Source organism: Sphingomonas naphthae, assembly GCF_028607085.1.
Classification (GTDB): domain Bacteria; phylum Pseudomonadota; class Alphaproteobacteria; order Sphingomonadales; family Sphingomonadaceae; genus Sphingomonas_Q; species Sphingomonas_Q naphthae.
Map to the genome: position 1 here is coordinate 3,283,917 of NZ_CP117411.1, position 20,569 is coordinate 3,304,485.

At 68.0% G+C, this 20,569-nt stretch carries 15 protein-coding genes; 8 read left to right on the forward strand and 7 right to left on the reverse strand.

The window, feature by feature from the left end; all coding sequences use genetic code 11:
* Positions 1-182 precede the first annotated feature (182 nt).
* From PQ455_RS15845 to PQ455_RS15860, 4 genes are read right to left on the reverse strand one after another with little or no spacing between them, the layout of a single operon-like run.
* Positions 183-1,127, reverse strand: coding sequence for a PDR/VanB family oxidoreductase (locus PQ455_RS15845; protein WP_273687060.1), 945 nt, complete (start codon positions 1,125-1,127; stop codon positions 183-185).
* Positions 1,128-1,134: 7 nt separating this feature from the next.
* Positions 1,135-2,178, reverse strand: a complete 1,044-nt coding sequence (locus tag PQ455_RS15850) for an aromatic ring-hydroxylating oxygenase subunit alpha (RefSeq protein WP_273687061.1) — start codon at positions 2,176-2,178, stop codon at positions 1,135-1,137.
* Positions 2,175-2,939: a GntR family transcriptional regulator gene (locus PQ455_RS15855; protein WP_273687062.1), complete on the reverse strand. Its 765-nt coding sequence runs from the start codon at positions 2,937-2,939 to the stop codon at positions 2,175-2,177. Before PQ455_RS15855 ends, PQ455_RS15850 begins: the two co-directional genes overlap by 4 nt.
* On the reverse strand, positions 2,936-3,151 hold the full coding sequence (locus tag PQ455_RS15860; protein ID WP_273687063.1) for a hypothetical protein: 216 nt from the start codon (positions 3,149-3,151) through the stop codon (positions 2,936-2,938). The genes PQ455_RS15855 and PQ455_RS15860 overlap by 4 nt, the downstream gene beginning before the upstream one ends.
* Between PQ455_RS15860 and PQ455_RS15865 the strand changes: the two genes are divergently transcribed.
* Positions 3,150-4,244, forward strand: coding sequence for an oxamate carbamoyltransferase subunit AllG family protein (locus PQ455_RS15865; protein WP_273687064.1), 1,095 nt, complete (start codon positions 3,150-3,152; stop codon positions 4,242-4,244). The genes PQ455_RS15860 and PQ455_RS15865 overlap by 2 nt on opposite strands.
* On the forward strand, positions 4,241-5,344 hold the full coding sequence (locus PQ455_RS15870; protein ID WP_273687065.1) for a Gfo/Idh/MocA family protein: 1,104 nt from the start codon (positions 4,241-4,243) through the stop codon (positions 5,342-5,344). Before PQ455_RS15865 ends, PQ455_RS15870 begins: the two co-directional genes overlap by 4 nt.
* On the opposite strand, the gene PQ455_RS15875 is transcribed toward PQ455_RS15870, so the two are convergent.
* Positions 5,341-6,609 carry an amidohydrolase/deacetylase family metallohydrolase gene (locus PQ455_RS15875; RefSeq protein ID WP_273687066.1) on the reverse strand — a complete coding sequence of 423 codons (1,269 nt, stop codon included), beginning with the start codon at positions 6,607-6,609 and terminating at the stop codon, positions 5,341-5,343. The two genes, PQ455_RS15870 and PQ455_RS15875, sit on opposite strands and share 4 nt — an antisense overlap.
* Positions 6,610-6,798: 189 nt before the next feature.
* Here PQ455_RS15875 and PQ455_RS15880 point away from each other — a divergent pair, with 189 nt between their 5' ends.
* Positions 6,799-7,296 carry a MarR family winged helix-turn-helix transcriptional regulator gene (locus PQ455_RS15880; protein WP_273687067.1) on the forward strand — a complete coding sequence of 166 codons (498 nt, stop codon included), beginning with the start codon at positions 6,799-6,801 and terminating at the stop codon, positions 7,294-7,296.
* Positions 7,297-7,501: 205 nt separating this feature from the next.
* On the opposite strand, the gene PQ455_RS15885 is transcribed toward PQ455_RS15880, so the two are convergent.
* Both PQ455_RS15885 and PQ455_RS15890 read right to left on the reverse strand, forming a co-directional pair.
* Positions 7,502-9,268, reverse strand: a complete 1,767-nt coding sequence (locus PQ455_RS15885) for an IlvD/Edd family dehydratase (protein WP_273687068.1) — start codon at positions 9,266-9,268, stop codon at positions 7,502-7,504.
* 52 nt (positions 9,269-9,320) lie between these two features.
* Positions 9,321-10,421 (reverse strand): LacI family DNA-binding transcriptional regulator, encoded by a 1,101-nt coding sequence (locus PQ455_RS15890; RefSeq protein WP_273687069.1) that lies wholly within the window; start codon positions 10,419-10,421, stop codon positions 9,321-9,323.
* Between the two features lie 161 nt (positions 10,422-10,582).
* Here PQ455_RS15890 and PQ455_RS15895 point away from each other — a divergent pair, with 161 nt between their 5' ends.
* The 5 genes from PQ455_RS15895 to PQ455_RS15915 all read left to right on the forward strand — a co-directional run bounded on the left by PQ455_RS15895 (position 10,583) and on the right by PQ455_RS15915 (position 20,549).
* Positions 10,583-13,726 (forward strand): glycoside hydrolase family 2 protein, encoded by a 3,144-nt coding sequence (locus PQ455_RS15895; RefSeq protein ID WP_273687070.1) that lies wholly within the window; start codon positions 10,583-10,585, stop codon positions 13,724-13,726.
* Positions 13,727-13,833: 107 nt separating this feature from the next.
* Complete coding sequence (locus tag PQ455_RS15900; RefSeq protein WP_273687071.1) at positions 13,834-16,641, forward strand: TonB-dependent receptor; 2,808 nt, start codon at positions 13,834-13,836, stop codon at positions 16,639-16,641.
* A 90-nt stretch (positions 16,642-16,731) separates the two neighbouring features.
* Entirely contained in the window at positions 16,732-18,102 is a 1,371-nt protein-coding gene (locus tag PQ455_RS15905) for a DUF4861 family protein (RefSeq protein ID WP_273687072.1), read from the forward strand.
* A 10-nt stretch (positions 18,103-18,112) separates the two neighbouring features.
* Entirely contained in the window at positions 18,113-19,318 is a 1,206-nt protein-coding gene (locus PQ455_RS15910) for an alpha/beta hydrolase family protein (RefSeq protein WP_273687074.1), read from the forward strand.
* A gap of 115 nt (positions 19,319-19,433) precedes the next feature.
* Positions 19,434-20,549, forward strand: a complete 1,116-nt coding sequence (locus tag PQ455_RS15915) for a fumarylacetoacetate hydrolase family protein (RefSeq protein ID WP_273687076.1) — start codon at positions 19,434-19,436, stop codon at positions 20,547-20,549.
* Positions 20,550-20,569 lie beyond the last annotated feature (20 nt).

Genomic DNA, 20,569 nt, shown 5'->3' on the forward strand with positions numbered 1-20,569 from the left:
CCAGTGTGCTGACGAATATTTAATCAGCATACGTCTCTTTTTTGCAACAATCCTGTGATCCGCTTCCGTTGGCCGCCATGCTATTGCGCGCCCGGCCAATGAGAATTCGTTTGCGCCGAGGCACCACCTCGAAAAAAGCGAAATGGCCGTCTGCCGCCAGTGTGGCGCCCTCGGCGCCTCGCTCAGAGGTCCAGCACGAGCGTCGATGACTTGGCCCGCGAGCAGCAGGGCATGATCGTGCCGAGCTGGTCGTGCGCGGCCGCCGTGCGGATCGAGTCGCGATGGTCGGGCTCGCCCGCCAGAACGCGCGTCTCGCACGCGCCGCAGATGCCCTGTTCGCAGGAATAGAGGATGTCGACGCCGGCGCCGATCAGCGCCTCCAGCATCGTCTCCCCCGGTTCGACCCGCACGATCGTGCCCGACCGGGCGAGCGACACCTCGAACGCACCGTCGTCTTCCGAGAGTGGCGGGGCGTCCGCCGCGAACCGCTCCAGCCGCACCTGATCGGCCGGCCGGTCGGCGCACAGCGCCTCGAACATCGCCGCCATCCGCTGCGGCCCGCAGCAATAGAGATAGGCGTCGGCCGGCACGTCGGCGATCACCGCCTCCAGGCTTCGCCGCGAGGGATCATCCGAGCCGTGGATGTGGCAATCCCCGCCCGCGCCGAGGATATCGGCGAAGGGCGCCGCACGGGCCTCCCTGCACCAATAATGCAGTTCGACCGGGCGGCCGAGCGCGCGCAGCCGTTCGAGCATCGACAGCACCGGCGTGATGCCGATGCCGCCGGCGATCAGCACGGTGCGCGGCGCATCCTCGTGCAGCGGGAAGAGATCGCGCGGGCGGCCGATCGCGATCGGCATGCCGACCTGCGCCTGTTCGTGCAGGAAGCGCGATCCGCCGCGCCCGGCCGTCTCGTGCTTGACCGCGAAGGCGTAGCGATCGCGCCGGGTGGCGGGCAGCAGCGAATATTGCCGCACCAGCCCGCCCGGCAGATGCACGTCGACATGCGCGCCGGGATTGGCCGGAGGCAGGCTCTCCGCGCCGTCCGCCGGCCCCACCTCGAACAGGCGGATCGTGTCGGTCAGCCAGCGGATCGCGTAGAGCCGCGCCGCGATCGGCGTGGCCACGGGCAGATCAATAGACACCGTAAGCGACACCCTGCCTAGCGAGCCATGCGCGATATTTCATGCCGAGCAGGTCGGTGCGGTGGTGCAGTTCCTGCCGCAGATCGACCGGAATGCGCTCGGGCCGCTGCGTGTCCACGATCGCGGCATCCTGCGCGTAGACCAGATCCTGACGGCGGCGCACGTCGGCCGGGGTCGGCGCGGGATCGAAGTTCATCGCGCAGCAGATGCGGACGATGCTGGTCTGCTCGTCCACCATCTGCGCGGTGAGGAAGGTGCAGAAGCGATCCGCCTCATTCCCCTCATGCGCGCGCGCCGGATCCGAGATGATGAGCCGCTTTTTGAAATAGGCCACCAGCGGCCGCATGATCCGGTAGGCGTAGAAGGCGATCACCGGCACTTCGCGCGGATCGCCATAAGGCTGGGTCACCTGCACCTCGGAGGAGACGAGCCCCTCCTCGCCCTCGGTCACCTCGTACGGAAGGATCGGATCGGGATTGTCCATCAGCCCGTTGACCCCGGCGTGGACGAAGGGGAAGTGGCTGGGATCGACGAAATTCTCGAGCGCGCGATAGCCCGATTTGAAGCGATAGGGGCCGCACGACACCTTGATGAAACTGGCGTCATCCCATTCCGGGAACGCCGGAATGTCGCGCGCGGGCGTGCCGATGCAGGCCCAGACGAAATTATACTTTTCCTGCGCGTGATGCGTCAGCGCTTTGGCCTTCTTCATCGGCGGCTCGCCGGGGGCGGCCGGAATCAGCACGCACTGGCCCGACCCCTCGTAATTCCAGCCGTGATAGGGGCAGATCACCCGATCGTTCCGGATGAAGCCCTTGGACAGGCGGGCGCCGCGATGGATGCACAGATCCTCCCACACATGGACCGTGCCGCCGCTGTCGCGCCACGCGACCAGATCGCGCCCGAGCAGGGTGACGGGCACCAGTTCGCCGGCCGGAAAATCCTCCGCGAAGCCGATCGCGTGCCAGTCGTTGAGCATCACCTCGTCGGCGCAGGGCTCGGGATCGGCGACGATGGGTCTGACGAGATTCATGCTTTGGCTCCGATGGTCGGGAGGGTCTGGCCGGCCGCGCGGGCCCGGCTGATCTGGTGAAGGGTGATCTTGCGGATTTCGATGCGCGACTGGCCGATATGGCCCCGGATCAGCCGCTCGGCCCTGGCCGCCTGACCCGCCTCGATCGCGCGCAGGATCGCGCTATGCTCGGCATAGGTGGCGGCGATGCGATCGGAGCGGACGAAATCGAGGCGGCGGATCACGCGGATGCGATCGGTCAGCCGATCATAGGTCCGCAGCATCTCCGGGCTTTGCGCGAGGCGGATCAGCGAGCGGTGGAAATGCTCGTCCGCCTCGGCGACGGCCGGGCCCTCGACCTGCCGTTGCCCCTTGGGCGCGGTCCAGAAAGCCAGCAGGTCGGACAGGTCGGGCTTCTCGCCGGACGCGCAGATGCGGCGAACGGCAAGCGCCTCCAGATCGATGCGGAAGTCGTAGAGTTCCTCATAATAATCGCCATCGAGCGGCCGGATCTGCCAGCCGCTATGGCCACCGACATGCTCGAGCAGCCCGTCGTGGGCGAGGACGTGGAGCGCGAGGCGCAGCGGCGTGCGGGAGACGCCGAACATGTCCGCCAGCTCCTGCTCGGCATAACGCTGGCCGGGCGGGAGGGTGAAATCGAAGATGCTTTGGCGCAATTTCTCATAGGTGCCCTGCGCCAGCGAACTGCGCTGGCCATCCGCCTCCACCGCCGGGGTGATGGGCAGGATCGCGCCGGTTTCGCTCGTTTCGACTCGCTTCATTCGGGATCCCAAACCGCATCCAATATGATCGTCAGCAGGCTGATATTTTGGGCGATGGAAATCGTCAATCGGCCGAGAGGTCGGGTCGCTGTGAAAAACGCACGGTTCCGGACGCGGGGAAATTGCCGCAATGTCTTTTCGTCAGTATAGTGATGAAAATGCCGCACCCGTTTCGCCGGGCCGGCCACCTCCAGCCGGACCGACCCCGCCATGACCACGCCGCTCGAAACCCGGATGGAGCGGGCCGCCCCGATGCTCACCGGCGCCCTGACCCTGCGCGATGCGATCGGATCGGGCGAGGAACGGCTGCTGCTCCACGCGGGGCCGCCCTATGCCGGCCCCGAAGCGATCCCCGCCCCCGTCCGCAACGCGGCGATCGCGGCGATGTTATTCGAGGGCTGGGCGGCGTCTTTCGATGAAGCGGCCGAGGCGATCCGGCTTGGCGCGGTCAGGATCGCGGCCGCGCAGGATCATGGCGTCGTCACGCCGCTGGCGTTCGTCGTCTCGCCCTCGATGGCGGTGCTGCGGGTCGAGGACAGCGCCTCCGGCCTCAGCCGCTACGCCCCCGTGAACGACGGCAAGCCACAGGGCGCGCTGCGCTTCGGCGTGTTTTCGACCGAGGCGATCGCGCGGCTGCGGCGGATCGCCGACAGCGTGGCGACGCTCGATGTCGCTCTGTCCGAACCGATCGCCCTTCTGCCGCCGATGGCCGAGGGGCTGGCGGGCGGCGACGATCTGCACGGCGTGGTGGCCCACGCCAACGCCCTGCTCCGCGACCGCCTCCGGCCCCGCCTGAGCGGCGCGATGGCCGACCATCTCGATCAGGCCGACCAGTTCGCGCTCAACGCCATCATGGCGGCCTGCGCCGTGCTGCTGGCCGCCTGGGGTGACGGGAGCGAGGGGATGGTGACCCGCCTCGGCGGAAATGGCGTGGAGGTCGGCTGGTCGATCGCCGGGGAAAGCCTGTGGCGCCGCGCGCCATCCGCCCCGCCGCGCGGCATCCTCTTTTCGGATACGGCGGCCACCCCCCTGCCCTCGATCGGCGACAGCATGGTGATCGACGCCTGCGGCTTCGGCGCGGCGGCCCTGCGCCATGCCCCGGCGCTCCATGCCTCGCTGGAAGGGCATATCGACGAGACGGGCAGCCACCATTTCCTGCGCCCGCACCCCGCCTTTCCGCCCGATCTGAAGCTCGGGCTGAAGCTGAGCGGTGAAACGACGCCCGTGTCCGCGATCCTCGCGATCCTCGACGCGAGCGGCGGCCTGATCGGGCGCGGCATCCATACCACGAGGCTGACGGCATGACGCTCGGCATCGGCGTGGTCGGCTGCGGCGCGATCTCCGAAAGCTGGTTCGCCGGCATCGCGCGCGGCGAGCATATCCGCGCCATCGCCTGCGCCGCGCGATCGATGGACAGCGCGCACCGCGCCGCCGCGACATGGGGCATCGACGCGACCGACGTAGCGACGCTGCTGACCCGGCCCGACGTGGACGTGGTGCTGATCCTGACCCCACCCGCCAGCCATTTCGCGCTGGCGGAGCAGGCGCTGCGCGCGGGCAAGCACGCCTATCTCGAAAAGCCCGTCACCCCCACCGCCGAAGAGGCGCGCGCGCTCATCGCGCTCAGCGCCGCCACCGGCCGCCGCGTCGGCTGCGCGCCCGACACTTTCCTGGGTGCCGCGCATCAGGCGGCGCGGGCGGTGATCGACGTTGGCGGTATCGGCCAGCCTGTCGGCGGCGCACTCACCTTGCAGGATGGCGGCCCCAACGTCTGGCTCGCCACGCCCGAGCCCCTGTTCGCCGCCGGCATGGGGCCGGTGCGCGACATGGCGCCTTATTACCTCACCCACATGGTCTGCCTGCTCGGCGCGTGTCGCAGGGTCGAGGCGACCGCGACCCACGGCCCGGCCGTCCGCACGATCCTGTCCGGCCCCCGCGCCGGCGTGGCGTTCCCGGTCGAGACGCCCACCAGCTACGCGGGCACCCTCACCCTCGCGTCAGGCGCGATCGTCCGCTTCGCTTTCTCCTGGGACGAGCCCGATGGCCGGAAGGCGATGGAGATCGCGGGGACGACCGCCACCCTCTCCCTCCCCAACCCCAATTGGTTCGGCGGCGAGATCGTGCTGACCGACAAGGCCGGCCCGGAGCCCCGCACCATCCCGCTCGACGGGCGGCGCCATGGCGAGCCCAACCATATCCTCGCGCGCGGCGACCGGGTTGCGGACTATCGCGGCGCCGGGCTGGACGACATGGCCGCCGCGATCCTCGCGGGCCGGCCGCACCGCACCGATCTCACGCTCGCCGCCCATGTCCTCGATATCGTCGAGGCCATCCTGTCCAGCGCCGCGACGGGCCGCGCCGAGCCTGTCGCCAGCGATTTCACCCGCCCGGCGCCGCTCGATTAGGCGGCGATCGCATCCGGAATCAGCGGCGAATCCGCCTCGAAACGGCGACCGGCACGGAAGCACATCACCGGGCGGACCAGCTTCTCGGCCAGCACCTGCGCCCCGCTATTGTCGGAGAGCTTGAAGCGGCCGTTCAGCAGCTCGATCACGCTGATGTCCGCCTCGCGCCCCACCGCCAGCGCGCCCAGCCGCGCTTCCTCGCGCAGCATGATCGCCGGGTTGGTCGTCACCGTCGCCAGCACCTCGTCGAGCGTCAGCCCCAGCGCCAGCAATTCGGTCATCGCGATCGTCAGGCTGAACGGCGCCACGCCGGAGAAGGGGTTGCCCGCCTTCTCGTCCGACGCCATCCCCGGCTGTGGCACCCGCACGTTATAGCCGTGCAGATCGGCGCCGAGCGTGAAGGGGCGGATGCCCGCATCCAGCACGCGCCGCGCCACATCGAAGCTGAAATGCGATCCATGGCCGACATCGATCCGCACGCCGCGATCGAGCGCCTCGAAGATGATCGGATGGATCTCGCCGCTCTCCGACACGAAGCCCCCCGGGTGGCGGCTGAAGGGGTGCGCCAGGATGTCGCCCTCCTCCATGATCGGCAGCAGCTCGCGGATCAGCTCGTCGGGGTCGGGCACGCGGCCGTCGTCGGCCACCGGCCACAATTGGCCGAGGTGGATGTAGAGCGGCAGGCCGGTCTCGCGGCTGATCTGCTTGCCGGTGCGGATCACGTCCAGTCCCCAGCGCGACTGGCCGCCGATCTCGGCATGCGCCTTGATGCCGCGCACGATATCCAGATTCTGCCGCGCGACCCGAATGGTGTGATCGGCATTCACCCCGTTGGGGCCATAGAGTTCGGGATAATAATGCCCCTCCAGCCCGCCGACGAGGTAGCAGGAGATGAAGCACAACAGCCGCGAGGCCGCCGTATCGGCCAGGAAATGGCGGAAGCCGCCGATCGTCATGCAGCTCGGCCCGCCCTGATCGACGAGCGTGGTCACGCCCGAGCGGACGCCGACCATGTCGGGATTGAGCCCGAACTTGCCGGTGACATGCTGATAGACGTGGGCATGGGTGTCGATCATGCCGGGGATCACGATCCTGCCCGACAGGTCGAACCGGGTATCGGCGGCGTGCTGCGACAGATCGGGTTCGATCGCGGCGATCGTGCCGTCCTTGATGGCGATATCCCAGCGCCCGTTCCGGCCGCTCGCCGGATCCATCATCGTGCCACCCAGCAGCAGCGTGTCGAAAATCGGCAGATCGTCACTCATCACGGCCCGGCCCCCAGTGCGGCATCATCGATTCAGGGCGTACACTGATCGTCAGTATAATGATAGATTTTTGATGGGACTTTCCGCCATTTTCAGCGCGAAGGACGCGCGGCATCCCGCGTTTCCGGGTGGTCTGACGGGCGCGACTGGGGTAGCGGGATGGTCCCCGATGGCCGGCCAGGGCAGCAGATGAAGCAGAAAATCGCCAAGGAAACCGCGCTCTGGCGTAACCGCCCGCTCCAGGTCCGGCCCGGCTTCCTCATCCGGCGGCTGCACCAGATCCATCTGGCGCTCTTCACCGAGGAATGTACCGAAATCGGCATCACGACGGTGCAGTACAGCGTGCTGACCGCGCTCGACCAACTGGGCGCCGTCGAACAGATCGTGCTGGCCCGCGCCATCGGCCTCGACCGCACCAACACCGCCGATGTCGTCGCCCGCCTCGAACGGCGCGGCTATTGCAGCCGCGAGGTTTCGGCGACCGACAAGCGGATGAAGATCGTCGCCATCACCGCCGCCGGCCAGGCCCTGCTGGAACAGGCCGAACAGGGCGCCGCCCGCGCCCACAGCCGCACGCTGGAGGCCCTCTCGGCGCGCGAGCAGGAGCAGTTCCTGGCGATGATGCTGCGTCTGGTCGAGGCCAACAACGTCTCCAGCCGCGCGCCGGTGTCGCTGAGCGGGGAATGACAATCTCAATGGATCGTCAGACTTGCAAGGAACGGCGCGCCCCGCTTTGGCGGCGTGGCAGGCTCGCGCCAGCCCGGCACCTGTCCGCGTAGACCGGGTCCCCTCGTGGAAGAGCGGTTCACGTTGGAGCGACAGCACCATTTCCATCTATTGAAGGCCTGGTCGCCCTGACATCCGGGCTTTCAAAAAAGGAAAATGGCCCCGGCTAGTGATTGTGGCGAGGCGTCCGCTCCGCGATCCGCCGGTATTTCAGCGCCATATCCAATACGGCGCCATCCCCCAACTGGCCGGTCTTTTCGCGGTACAATTCCTCCCACGGTGTGTTGCTCGGCGGGATGGGGGGGTGTTCGCCGGCCTTGCGGCGGGCGATCTCTGCGTCGTCCACCAGAGCGTCGCAGCGGCCCCGGTTCACATCGACCCGCACGATATCGCCGGTGCGCAGCCAGGACAGGCCGCCGCCGGCCGCGCTTTCGGGGGAAGCGTTGAGGATCGAGGGGCTGTCCGACGTGCCCGACTGGCGGCCGTCGCCCAATGTCGGCAGCCAGTTGATGCCGGACTGGATCAAGGCGTCGGGCGGCTGCATGTTGACCACCTCGGCCGATCCCGGCCAGCCGATCGGCCCGGCGCCGCGCATCACCAACAGGCAATCGGCGTCGATGGCGAGCGCGGGATCGTTGATGCGGTGGTGATAATCGTCGGCGCCGTCGAACACGATCGCCCGCGCCTCGAACACGCCCTCCGCGCCCGGCCGGGACAGATAGCGCGCCCGGAAGCCGTCCGAGATGACGCTGGTCTTCATGATCGCGAAATCGAAGAGGTTGCCGGACAGGACGAGGAAGCCCGCGTCCGTCTTGAGCGGATCGGCGAAGGTGCGGATCACCTCGCGATCGCGCGCCTCGCGGCCGACCAGATTGGCGGCGATGGTATCGCCGGTCACCGTCCCGCAAGCGCCGTCGAGCAGGCCTTCGTGCAGCAATTCCCACATCACCGCCGGCACGCCGCCGGCACGGTGGAAGCGCTCGCCCAGGAAACGCCCGGCCGGCTGCATGTCCACGATCAGCGGCACCCGATAGCCATGATCCATCCAGTCCTCGGGCCGGATCTCCACCCCGGCGTGACGCGCCATGGCGACGATGTGCGGCTGCGCGTTGGACGATCCGCCGATCGCGCTGACCACCTTGATGGCGTTGAGGAAACTCTCGCGGGTGAGGATGTCGGAGGGTTTGAGCCCTTCCAGCGCCATCTCCACGATGCGCTTGCCGGTGCGATAGGCGATCTGGCCACGCTCGCGATAGGGCGCGGGGATGGCGGCACAGCCGGGCAGGGACAGGCCGAGCGCTTCGGCGACGGCATTCATGGTCGAGGCGGTGCCCATCGTGTTGCAATGGCCGGCCGAGGGCGCGCTGTCGGCGGCGCGGGCGAGAAACTCCGCCTCGTCGATCTCGCCCGCCGCCAGCTTGCGGCGCGAGCGCCAGATGACGGTGCCCGAGCCGACCAGATCGCCCTCGTGCCAGCCATCCAGCATCGGCCCGCCCGACAGGACGATCGCGGGGATATCGACGGTCGAGGCGGCCATGATTCCGGCGGGCGTCGTCTTGTCGCAGCCGGTGGTGAGGACGACCGCGTCGATCGGATAGCCGTAGAGGATTTCGACAAGGCCGAGATAGGCGAGGTTGCGATCGAGCGCGGCGGTCGGTCGGCGGCAATTCTCGAAGATGGGGTGGACCGGAAATTCGATGGCGATGCCGCCCGCCTCGCGGATGCCCTCGCGCACCCGCCTGGCCAGTTCGAGGTGGATGCGGTTGCAGGGTGACAGGTCGCTGCCCGTCTGGGCGATGCCGATGATCGGCTTGCCCGAACGCAATTCCTCGGGCGTGAGCCCGTAGTTCATGAATCGCTCGAGATAGAGCGCGACCATGTCCGATCGCGCGGGGTCCGCGAACCAGTCGCGTGAGCGCAGCCTTGCCGTCATACCATCTCCTTGGGCGTATGGTAGCGCTAACCATCGCTGCTCGGCAAGAGGTTCAGTGGCGGCGCGCCTTCGGTCGCCGGCGTGGCGCCGCATCGGACTGGCGGCGGACCAGGGTGAAATCGAGCGTCTGGTGGACCGGGTCTCCCCCCTCCCCGCCCCGTCTCTCGCGGATGGCGCGAACGAGCAATTCCATCGCCTTGCGCGACATAGCGGCGATGGGCTGGTGGATCGTCGTCAGTTCGGGCCAGATGGTGGTGGCCAGCGGCGTATCGTCGAAGCCGACGACGGTGAGGTCGCCCGGTACGTCGAGCCCATGGCGGTGGGCGGTGGCGACGATGGCGGCGGCCATATCGTCGTTGCTGGCAAAGATCGCGGTGGGCGGCGTCTCGAGCGCCAACAGTCGCTCGGCCGCGTCGAGGCCGGAGCGATAGGTGAAATAGCCCTGCTCGATCAGCCCCTCGTCCAGCGCGATGCCGCGCCCGGCCAAGGCGTCGCGATACCCATCGAGGCGGCGCAGGCTGGCGGTCTGGTTGGGATGGCCGGTGACGAAGCCGATGCGATCATGGCCGAGGGCGATGAGATGCTCGGTCATACGGCGGGCCGCCTGATGATCGTCGATGCTGACGGCGGCGAGGCCGATATCGGGCCGGCCCGACGCGACCGTCACCGCCGGCACACCGGCCTCCAGCAGCACGGCGCGGATCTCGGCGGAATCGCATAGCGGCGGGGGCAGGATCAGGCCGTCGATCCCCTGGCGCAGCATGCGTCGCACGGTCTCCACCTCCTGCTCCTCCAGATCGCAGCGCTCGACCACCAGCTGCACGTTGCTGCGGCTCGCCTGATCCAGCCCGCCGATCAGGAATTCGCCGAGATAGGACATGGACGGGTTGCTGTAGAGCAGGCCCACCCGCGTCTCGTCGGCCGTGGCGAGGCTGCGCGCCGCTGCGCTGGGCGCATAATGGAGCGCGGCGATCGAGGCGTTGACCTGATCGCGGGTCGCCTCGCGGACGTTGACGCCGCCGTTGATGACGCGCGACACGGTCATCGGCGAGACGCCGGCGTGGCGGGCGACATCCCCGATCGTGACGCTCTCACGCCCCCTGCGCGACGCGCGGCCCGCCCCCTTGGCCACCTTGTCGAATTGCTGCGCCATCGCCCCCGGGCTTATTGGCAAAGGGCATGGCGATGCAAGCGATGGGCGTGATCGCCCCTCCACGGATTGACAACGTCGCCATTTCGATCGACGGTAGCGCTATCACGACAGGATGACCGCAGCGTGGCGGACCATCCGGCAGCAGCCATGAGAGGACCGCCATGCAGATCGATCGCCGCGCCATGCTCAAGGGATCGGGCGCCGGGCTGATCGCCGCCAATGTCGGCGTCGCGGCGGCGGCGGCACCGGATGCGGGACAAGCGGCGGTGATCGCGGTGCCGGACGACGGCTGGCGGCTGTGGATAGACCGCGCGGCGAAATATCAGGACGACGCGATCTTCCTGCCCTCGCAGGTCGATCTGGCGCGCCTGCCGGTTAACCCGCCGAGCGTCGGCTGGGATGCGCTGGCCGGGCAGAGCAGCCTGACCGTCACCCTGCCCGCCACCGTCGAGCAATTCACCTGGGGCGCGTTCGGCAAGCGGCCCTACACGACCGAGGAATATCGCTTCGCCGACGAAGATGCCGTGCCCCAGTTCGGCGCCTATCATGGCGTATCGTGGTGGCACCGCCCGCTCGACATTCCCGCTGCGGCCAGGGGCAAGCGGGTGATCCTCACCCTGCGCGGGGCACGGCTGCGGGCGGAGGTGTATCTCAACCGCAGGCTCGTCGGCTATTCGATCATGGCCGAACTGCCGTTCGAGTGCGACCTGACCGAGGCGATGCGCCCCGGCGGCGCCAACGAACTGGCGATCCGCATCACCAATCCCGGCGGCCGCTTCGACTGGCGGGATTCGGCGCCGCTGACCTGGGGCAAGGTCAAGCTGTTCAGTTCGCACGGCTTCGGCGGGATGGATCGGGGGCTGACGCTGTCGCTCCATCCTATTGACGCGCGCATCCGTGACGCCTGGGTGCTCAATACGGCCGAGCCACGCACCGTGACCGCGCATGTCGAACTCGACCACAAGGGCCGCGCGGGCAAGCCGGTGGCGCGCCTGCTCGATGCCGCCGGCCGGGCGCAGCCGGCGACGATCGAGCTGACCGGCACAACCAACGAAGGCGGCATCACGCGCGCCACCTTCCGCATCATATCGGCCGACGCGACGCTGTGGGATCTCGACAGCCCGACGCTCTACCGGCTGGAGGTGGAATGGGCGGGCGACCGGCGGACGGTGGATTTCGGCTTCCGCTGGTTCACGGCCGAGGGCATCGGATCGAACGCGATGCTGCGGCTCAACGGCCGGCGCATCAAGCTCTATTCCTCCATTTCCTGGGGCTATTGGGCCTATAATGGCATGTGGCCGACGCCCGAACTGGCGCGCCGCGAGGTGGAGGTCGCCAAGGAACTGGGTCTCAACTGCCTCCACTTCCATCGCAAGGTGGCGGTGCGCGAGGTGATGGATTTGCAGGACCGACTCGGCCTGCTGCGGGTGGCGGAGCCGGGCGGCGGCCTGTTCGCGATCGGCAAGCCCGAACCGGGCAAGCCGCTCAGCCCGGCCGACCTGTTCCTGCGGGATTATATGGTCGAGAAATGCGTGGCGATGGTGCGCGCCTTCCGCTCCCACCCGTCGCTCGCCCATTACACGCTCCAGAACGAAATCAACGTCGATCTGGCCAACCCGGACGTGCAGTCGATTTTGCTGGCGATGCACAAGGAAGACCCGAGCCGGGCGGTCGTGCTCAACGACGGCTATGTCATCCGAGGCGACGCGCAGGCGATGTACCTGCCCTATGACGACCATTATTACCGATCGGACAAGCAGGAATGGGGCGGCTGGTGGGTCGGCCACCAGGGTGCCGGCGATCAATGGTATGATCGCTTCTACAAGGCCAAGGACGATTATATCCATCGCAAGACGGGCAAGGGCTTTATCATCGCCTTCGGCGAGATGGAGGGCTGCGCGGTGCCCGATCATCATGGCCGGGTGCTGAAGGATATCGCCAGGGGGCCGGCGGGACGCGCCTATGATCGCGAGGATCATGAGGAGATATTGCGCGGGACGGACGCCTTCCTGCGCAAATGGGGCTTCGACAAGGCCTTTCCCGACAGCGACGCGCTGTTCCGTTCGCTCGGCCGCAAGCAGTTCGACGCGTGGGCCAATTATATGGAGAATATCCGCATCGGCGACGATGTGGACGTGGCCTGCATCTCCGGCTGGGAAACCACCGCGATCGACAATCATGCCGGCATCGTCGACAATTTCCGCGAGCCCAAGGGGGATGCGGCGCTGATCCGGGGCAGCCTGCTGCCGGTGCGCGCCATCGCCAAGCAGCGGCGGCTGGCCTATGCGCTGGGCGAGAGCGCCGCGCTCGACGTCTATCTGTTCAACGATAGCGGGCGGCCGTTCGGCGGCGCGGTGACCGTGTCGGTGATCGATCCGGCGGGCGCCGCGCGCGAGGTGCGGCGTTTCGCGGCGCCCGCGCAATCGGCCGAGCAATTCGCCTATCTGCTGGGCGAGGCGGTCGAGACGCCGCCGCTGGCGGCGCCCGGCCTTCACCGCATCCGGGTCGATCTGGAGGGGCGGGCCGATGCCCGCTTCGAGCGCGACATCTGGGTCACGCTGGAGGGGCGGGCCGATGCCCGCTTCGAGCGCGACATCTGGGTCACGGCCCCGGCCAGGCCCCTGCCCCGCCCGATCCGCATCGGCGCGGCGCGCATCGCCCTGTCCTTCCAGAAGCAGCTCGCCGCGATCGCGGGCGTCACCGTCGAGGAATTCGCGCCGGGCCGGCGCTACGACCTGATCGTGTCCTCGGGCCTGAAGGCCGACGAGATCGCGCGGCGGCAGGTCGGCGAGCAGACTGGCCTCGAGCTGCGCCCCCGGCGCGGCCAGGGCACGATCCTGGCCGTGGGCGAGATACCGCCCTCGATCCTCGATGCGGCGCAAGCGGGCACGCCCTGCCTCCTGATGGTGCCGGAGGACGGGCTGGCGCGCGGCGCCGCGCAGCAGTTGGCGGCCCGCAAGCTGCTGGCCTTCGACGGCGAGGTCGGCACCACCCGCGCGCCGTGGATGGGCAATTGGAATTACCTGCGCGCCCATCCGCTGTTCGAGGGCATCCCCGTCGATATGGCGGCGGGCGTGTTGCACCAGATCGAGAGCCATCCGTCGAACGGGCTGGTGATCGACGGCGACGGCATCGAGGTGATGGCCGGCTATAGCCGCGATCACGATCGCCGCAACGGCGCTTCGGCCTTCACGATCGTCAAGGGCCGCGCGCGTATCCTGTTTCACCGGTTGCCCGACATGGCGCCGCCGTTGCAGCAACGCTTCCTGCTCAACGCGCTGCATTGGCTGACCGACCGCCGATAAGCCAAATATCGCATCGATCATTGCCGAATGAGGCATAGCACAAATCAGAAATGGTAGCGATACCATAATTCAATCTCGCGGAAAGCGAGCAACAGGGGAGAGGTAGTATGACATCACATCACGGCATCGTTCGCGGCCTCCGCGCCGGCACCGCGCTTCTCGCGCTCTGTGCGAGCGGCGCGGCGCTGGCGCAGCAGGCGCCGGCGACCCCGCCTGCCCCGCCGGCGACCGCCCCGGCCGAGCCCGAAACCGCCGAGATCGTCGTCACCGGCTTCCGCCAGAGCCTCAACAGCGCGCTCGGCATCAAGCGGTCGCAGTCCGCCTCGATCGACGTCATCAAGGCCGAGGACGCCGCCGAATTCCCCGATCTCAATCTGGCCGAATCGCTCCAGCGCATCCCCGGCGTCACCATCAGCCGCGTCAACGGCGAGGGTCGCAACGTCACGGTGCGCGGCCTCGGCGCCGAATATACCCGCGTCCGCATCAACGGCATGGAGGCGATCGCCACCAGCGGCGGCACCGACGCCTCGGGCGGCACCAATCGCGGTCGTGGCTTCGACTTCAACGTCTTCTCGTCGGACCTGTTCAACAGCCTGGCGGTCCGCAAGACGGCCACCGCCGACGTCGAGGAAGGCTCGCTCGGCGGCACGGTCGATCTCCAGATCTCGCGCCCGTTCGATTATAACAAGCCGACCGCCGTCTTCTCGGCCCAGACCAGCTACAATACGCTCGCCGAGAAGGCGACGCCGCGCCTCTCCGCGCTCGTCAGCACCACCACCAGCGACGGCAGCTTCGGCGTGCTGATGTCGGTCAGCTACGAGGAGCGCGTGTTGAAGGAGGAAGGCGCCAACAATACGCGCTGGACCTTCGGCGGCTTCAACGGCGGCTTCAGCCCCGCCTCCACCATCGCCGGCTACACCGCCGCGCAGATCAACAGCTCGAACCTGGACAACGCGCTGTTCCACCCGCGCATCCCCGGCCTGTCGAGCTACGAGATCGACCAGAAGCGCCTCGGCGCCGCCGGATCGATCCAGTTCCGCCCGTCCGACAGCACGCTCCTCACCATCGACGGCCTCTATTCACGGCTACAGGGCACGCGCGAGGAATCGTCGCTGGGCGCGCTCAGCTTCAGCCGATCCGGCACGGGAAAGCCCCAGACGATCATCCGCGAAGCCACGATCGACGCCAACCGCAACATCATTCGCGGCACGTTCGACAATGTCGATCTGCGCATCCAGTCGCGTTACGACGAGCTGAAGACCGATTTCTATCAGGTCAATGCGAACTTGGAACAGAAGTTCGGCGATCGGCTGAAGTTCGTCGGCATGGTGGGCTATGCCGACAGTTCGTTCGGCAATCCGGTGCAGAACACCGTCACGATCGACGCGGTCAACACCGCCAACTTCAAATATGATTATTCCTCGCGCTTCCCGCTGGTGGTGCCGGGCGTGGATATCTCGCAGGCGAGCACTTTCTCGATCATCAACGGCACGTCGGAGATCCGCCTGCGGCCGCAGACCGTCGACAACAGCTTCAAGAACGCCAAGGGTTTCCTCGAATGGAAGGCGATCGACGCGCTCAAGCTGCGCGCCGGCGTCGATTATCGCGACTTCAAATATGACGCGACCGGCGGCCAGCGTGTGCTGGGCGAGACGGTGACGCCCAACCTGTCCGCCGCGCAATTCGCCAGCGTCGTCCGCCAGTTCACCGGCTTCGGCAAGGGCATCAACCTGCCTGCCGGCACGCCGACCGGCTGGACCGCGATCGACGTGCAGGCGTTCATGCGGCTGGTCGATGCGGGCAACAACCCCTTCTACGCGGTCGGCGGGGTGGATGTGCCGGCGGCGCGCGGCCAGTTCATCACCGCGCGCGAGCGTAACACCGGTTTCTGGGGCATGGGCGAATTCGATCTGGGCGACAGCGGGATCGGCATCCCCCTGCGCGGCGATTTCGGCCTGCGCTACGTCAAGACGACCCAGGATTCGACCGGCTACGTCAGCCTCGGCACCACCGCCAGCCTCGTGCCCGCCACGCGCAAATATCACCGCTGGCTGCCTTCGGCCAATCTGGTATTCGATATCACGCCGAACCTGCTGACCCGCCTGGCCGCCGCCAAGACGATGGCGCGCAGCAACATCGCCCAGCTTTCGCCGGGCGGCAATCTGAGTGTCGCGGGCGGCAGCCGCACCTTCAGCGCGGGCAACCCCGATCTGCTGCCGACCGAATCCAAGAACCTCGATTTCGCGGTGGAATGGTATCCGACGCGCGGTTCGGTCTATGCCGTGGCGCTGTTCTACAAGGACATCAGTTCCTTCGCGCAGAGCTTCAGCGAACTGGTGCCCTATCGCTCGCTCGGCCTGCCGGATTCGCTGCTCAACGGCACGACGGCGGTGCCGACCGACGTGTTCACCCGCTCGCAGCCGGTCAATTCGCCCGGCGGCAAGCTGAAGGGCGCCGAGCTGAACATCCAGCAGCCGCTGACCTTCCTGCCGGGCATCCTCTCCAACTTCGGCGTGCTGGGCAACGTCACCTACGTCAGCGCCAACATCGAATATATCACCAGCACGGCGGGCCAGACGGTGACCGAGCCGCTGCTCGGCCTGTCGAAATGGGCGGCCAACGGCACGGTCTATTACGAGACCAAGAAATTCGCGATCCGTGGCTCGGTCGCCTATCGTTCGCGTTACCTGACGGCGGTGCCCAGCACCGAGGGGCAATCCTATCAGGGCGTCAATTCGTCGGTGAACGTGGACGCCCAGATCTCCTACAATATCAACGAGCGGCTGAAGCTGACGATCGAGGGCATCAACCTGACCGATCAGTTCAACGACCAGTTCGTCGATGTGACCAACCGGCAGAGCACCATCACCCACACCGGCCGGCAGTTCATCGCCGGGCTGCGCTGGTCGCTCTGATCGCGGATGGGCGGCGCGGCGGCGTCCCTGGGGGACAGGCCGCCGACGCGCCGCTTTTTTCGATTTCGCCGACCATCAGCGGAGGAACGCATGAGAGGCAGGATCATGCCGCTGCTGGCGGCCTTCACGGCGAGCGCCGCCACCTGCCAGCCGGTGCAATGGTACACGCAGGACAGCTTCAAGCCGGTCGAGCGGGTCACGATCCTCGTCGCCAATCCGTTGGGAGAGGCGCGGGGGAACAGCCCCGTCACGATCCGCCGCGCCGATCTGCCGATGCTGGCCGACGTCCACGAACTGTCGATGACGCTGGTCGATCCGGCGGGTACGCCGATCGCGCCGCCGTCCGCCCGGCAGCGCGCGCTCGAGGGCGCGCACGGGCGGCTCGCCGAGACCGGCGGCCACGCGATCGATTATCAACTCGATGATCTCGATCAGGACGGGCTGTGGGACGAACTGTTCTTCATGGCCGATTTCAGGCCGGGTGAGACGCGCGCCTTCCACATCTATCTCGGCCGCCAGTCACGCGGGTGGAATCCGCATCGCACCCATGCCGGGATCGGCAGCTACATGCGCCACTCGGTGCCGTTCTGGGAAAGCGGCAATGTCGGCTGGAAGCTCTGGTATCCGACCGACGCGGACGTCTACGCCAAGCGCAAGCCGCAGTTGATGGCCAACCGGCTCTACATGGAAAATCTCGACGGCTATGCCGTGTCGCTGATCGATCCGGGGCTGGGATCGGACATCATGGAAGTGTCCGACAGTTTCGGCGGCGGCGGCATCGCCATGATGGACGATCCCGCCCACCCCGACGTGCCGAGCCGCCCGCGCTTCACGCCCAGGGCGCCCGAGACGGGCAATTTCAACGCCGGTCCGGTCGGCGATACGCGCTACGCCTACGGCCTGATCGCCAACGGCCCCTTGCGCAGCACCGTCCGCATCAGGACCATGAACTGGAACAGCGGCCACGGCCGCTACGCGCTCGAACAGACCTATACCGCTTACGCCGGACAGGATTATTCGACCGCGACGGTGCGCTTCACCGATTTTGCCCCCGCCGACCGGAAGGCGGCGCGGTTCGCGGTCGGCATTCGCCAGCGGATCGGCGAGACGCTGAAGGTGCAGCGCGGCGGCATGGTCCTCAGCACCGCGCCCGAAGTGATCCGCAACCCCGACGATCTGGAGGCGGCGCAGCCCGGCATGAAAGTGGCTTATGCGGGCTCCGCCTTGGTGGTGCGCGACGCGCTGAAGCCCGAATATCTCTTCTCGCCGCTCCGGGGCGGCAACCATCTCATGCTGGTTGCGCCGACACCGGATCTGCGCTTCGACTATCTGCTGGCGGCCGGCTGGAGCGAGGGCGCGGGGCCACGCACCGCGGTCGATTTCGCCGCTTATGTCGAGAAGGTGGCACGGGAGTATGATGCGCCGATCCGCTTCGTCCGCGCCACGACCGAACGCCGCTAGGCTCGCCGCGATGGCCGCCGTCGCCCTGATGCCCATCGAGGCGATCGCCCAGCCGCCGGCGCTGGTAGGCCAGGCCCGCGCCTGGAATCGCGACGAGGCGAAGGTCGGCGCCTACTCGCTGCCCGATCCGCTGCGGCGGCAGGACGGGCGGCCGGTCACGTCGGCTGCTTCGTGGGAGGGGACGCGGCGGCCCGAATTGCTCGACCTGTTCGCGCGGCACCAATTCGGCGTGACGCCGCACACGACGGCCAAGCCGCGCGTCACCGTCGCCGAACGCGACGCGCCCGCGCTGGCGGGTCTCGCCACGCGAACCCAGCTTCGCCTGGCGATCGGCGCGGCGACCATCCGCGTGCTGCTCTACCGCCCCGCCGCCGCGCGGGGGAAGGTGCCCGTCATGCTGCATCTGGGCTTCGCGCCCAACGCGCTGATGGCAGGCGAGGCCGGCATCGACGAAAGCGGCGCCTGGGACATCCGCGCCCGCCGCCGCGTGCCCGATCGCGAGGCGACGGTGCTGCTGACAGGTTTCGACCCCCGACCCTTCCTGAAGGCCGGCTTCGCCGTCGCCCATGTCTATTATTGCGACATCGAGCCCGATTTCGACGGCGGCGCGGCCTTCGGCGTCCGCACGGCGCTGGGCGGGGTCGGCAACCCCCGCGCGCCGGGCGAATGGGGAGCGATCGGCGCGTGGGCGTGGGGCATCGGGCGGGTCGCCGACGCGCTTCGCCGCCAGCCCGGCATCGATGGCCACCGCATCGCGCTTTCGGGCGCGTCCCGGCTCGGCAAGGCGGTGCTGTGGGCGGCGGCGCAGGACCGGCGCTTCGCGCTGGTCGTGCCGATGATTTCGGGCGAGGGCGGTGCGGCGCTCAGCCGGCGAGATTTCGGCGAGACGATCGCCGATATCGCCGCCCCCAGCCGCTATCATTACTGGTTCGCGCCCCGCTACGGCAGCTACGGCGCCGATCCATCGGGACTGCCGGTCGATGCCCACGACCTGCTGGCGCTGATCGCGCCGCGCCCGATGCTGCTCGTCAACGGCGACACCGATGCCTGGTCCGACTGGCAGGGCGAGATCGACGCCGCCCGCGCCGCAAGGCCGGTCTACGCCCTGCTCGGCCGGCCCGGCCGGCTCTCGATCTTCACCCACCACGGCGGCCACCGGATCCTGCCCGAAGACCTGAGCGCGATGGCCGATTTCATGGCGCGATATTTCCGGTGACGCTTCGTTCGCCCCCAAGGTTTCGCTTGTCTCGACCCATCGGACGACTAACATTGATAGCGCTATCAATAATGGAGAGTGATATGCCGGAACCGGTTTCGCAAGGCGCCGTGCGATGAGCATCGCCGCGCTGCTGCCCGTTGACTGGCGTGCCGGACGCTTCCTCGGCCGCGCCGATCTGGGCGAAGGCCCGACCCCTATCCTGATCGCGCGGGGGCAGGTGTACGACCTCACCCCCGTCTGCCCGACCGTGTCGCTATACCCCGGCGGCGAAGTCGAGCGCGGCCTCGGCGCGATCGACGAGGCCGAGGCGTTTCTGGCGGAGACGGCGCTGCTCAGCCCCGTCGACCTCCATTGCGTGAAGGCCGCCGGCGTCACCTTCGCGGTTTCGGCGATCGAGCGGGTGATCGAGGAGCGGGCGCGTGGCGACAGCGGCGCGGCGGTCGCGATCCGCGAGAAGCTGGAGGCGCGGGTGGGATCGGGCATCCGATCGGTCGTGCCGGGCAGCGACGAGGCCGCCACGCTGAAACAGGCGCTGATCGAGGAAGGCCTCTGGTCGCAATATCTCGAGGTGGCGATCGGGCCGGATGCGGAGATCTTCACCAAGTCGCCGATCCTGTCCACCGTCGGCGCCGGCGCGCAGATCGGCATCCGATCCGATTCCGGCTGGAACAACCCCGAGCCGGAGGTGGTGCTGGTGTGCGGCGCCGATGGCCGCGCGATCGGCGCGGCGCTCGGCAACGACGTCAATCTGCGCGATTTCGAGGGGCGATCGGCGCTGCTGCTCGGCAAGGCGAAGGACAATCGCGCGTCCTGCGCGATCGGGCCGATGATCCGCCTGTTCGACGATGGCTTCACCATGGACGACGTGCGCGCGGCCGAAGTCGATCTGCGGATCGAGGGGCCGGAGGGCTATGTGCTGGAAGGCCGCAGCAACATGGCGCAGATCAGCCGCGATCCCGAGGAGCTGCTGCGCCAGGCGATGAGCGAGCATGATTATCCCGATGGCTTCGCGCTGTTCCTCGGCACGCTCTTCGCCCCCATCCAGGATCGCGACGAACCCGGCCGGGGCTTCACCCACAGGATCGGCGACCGGGTGACGATCAGCAGCCGGCGGCTCGGCACGCTGACCAACATCGTCACCACATCGAAGGCGGCGGCGCCATGGCGGTTCGGCGTGGCCGATCTGATGCGCAACCTCGCCGCGCGCGGCCTGCTCGCGCGGGCATGACAGGGATCGATATGCACGGC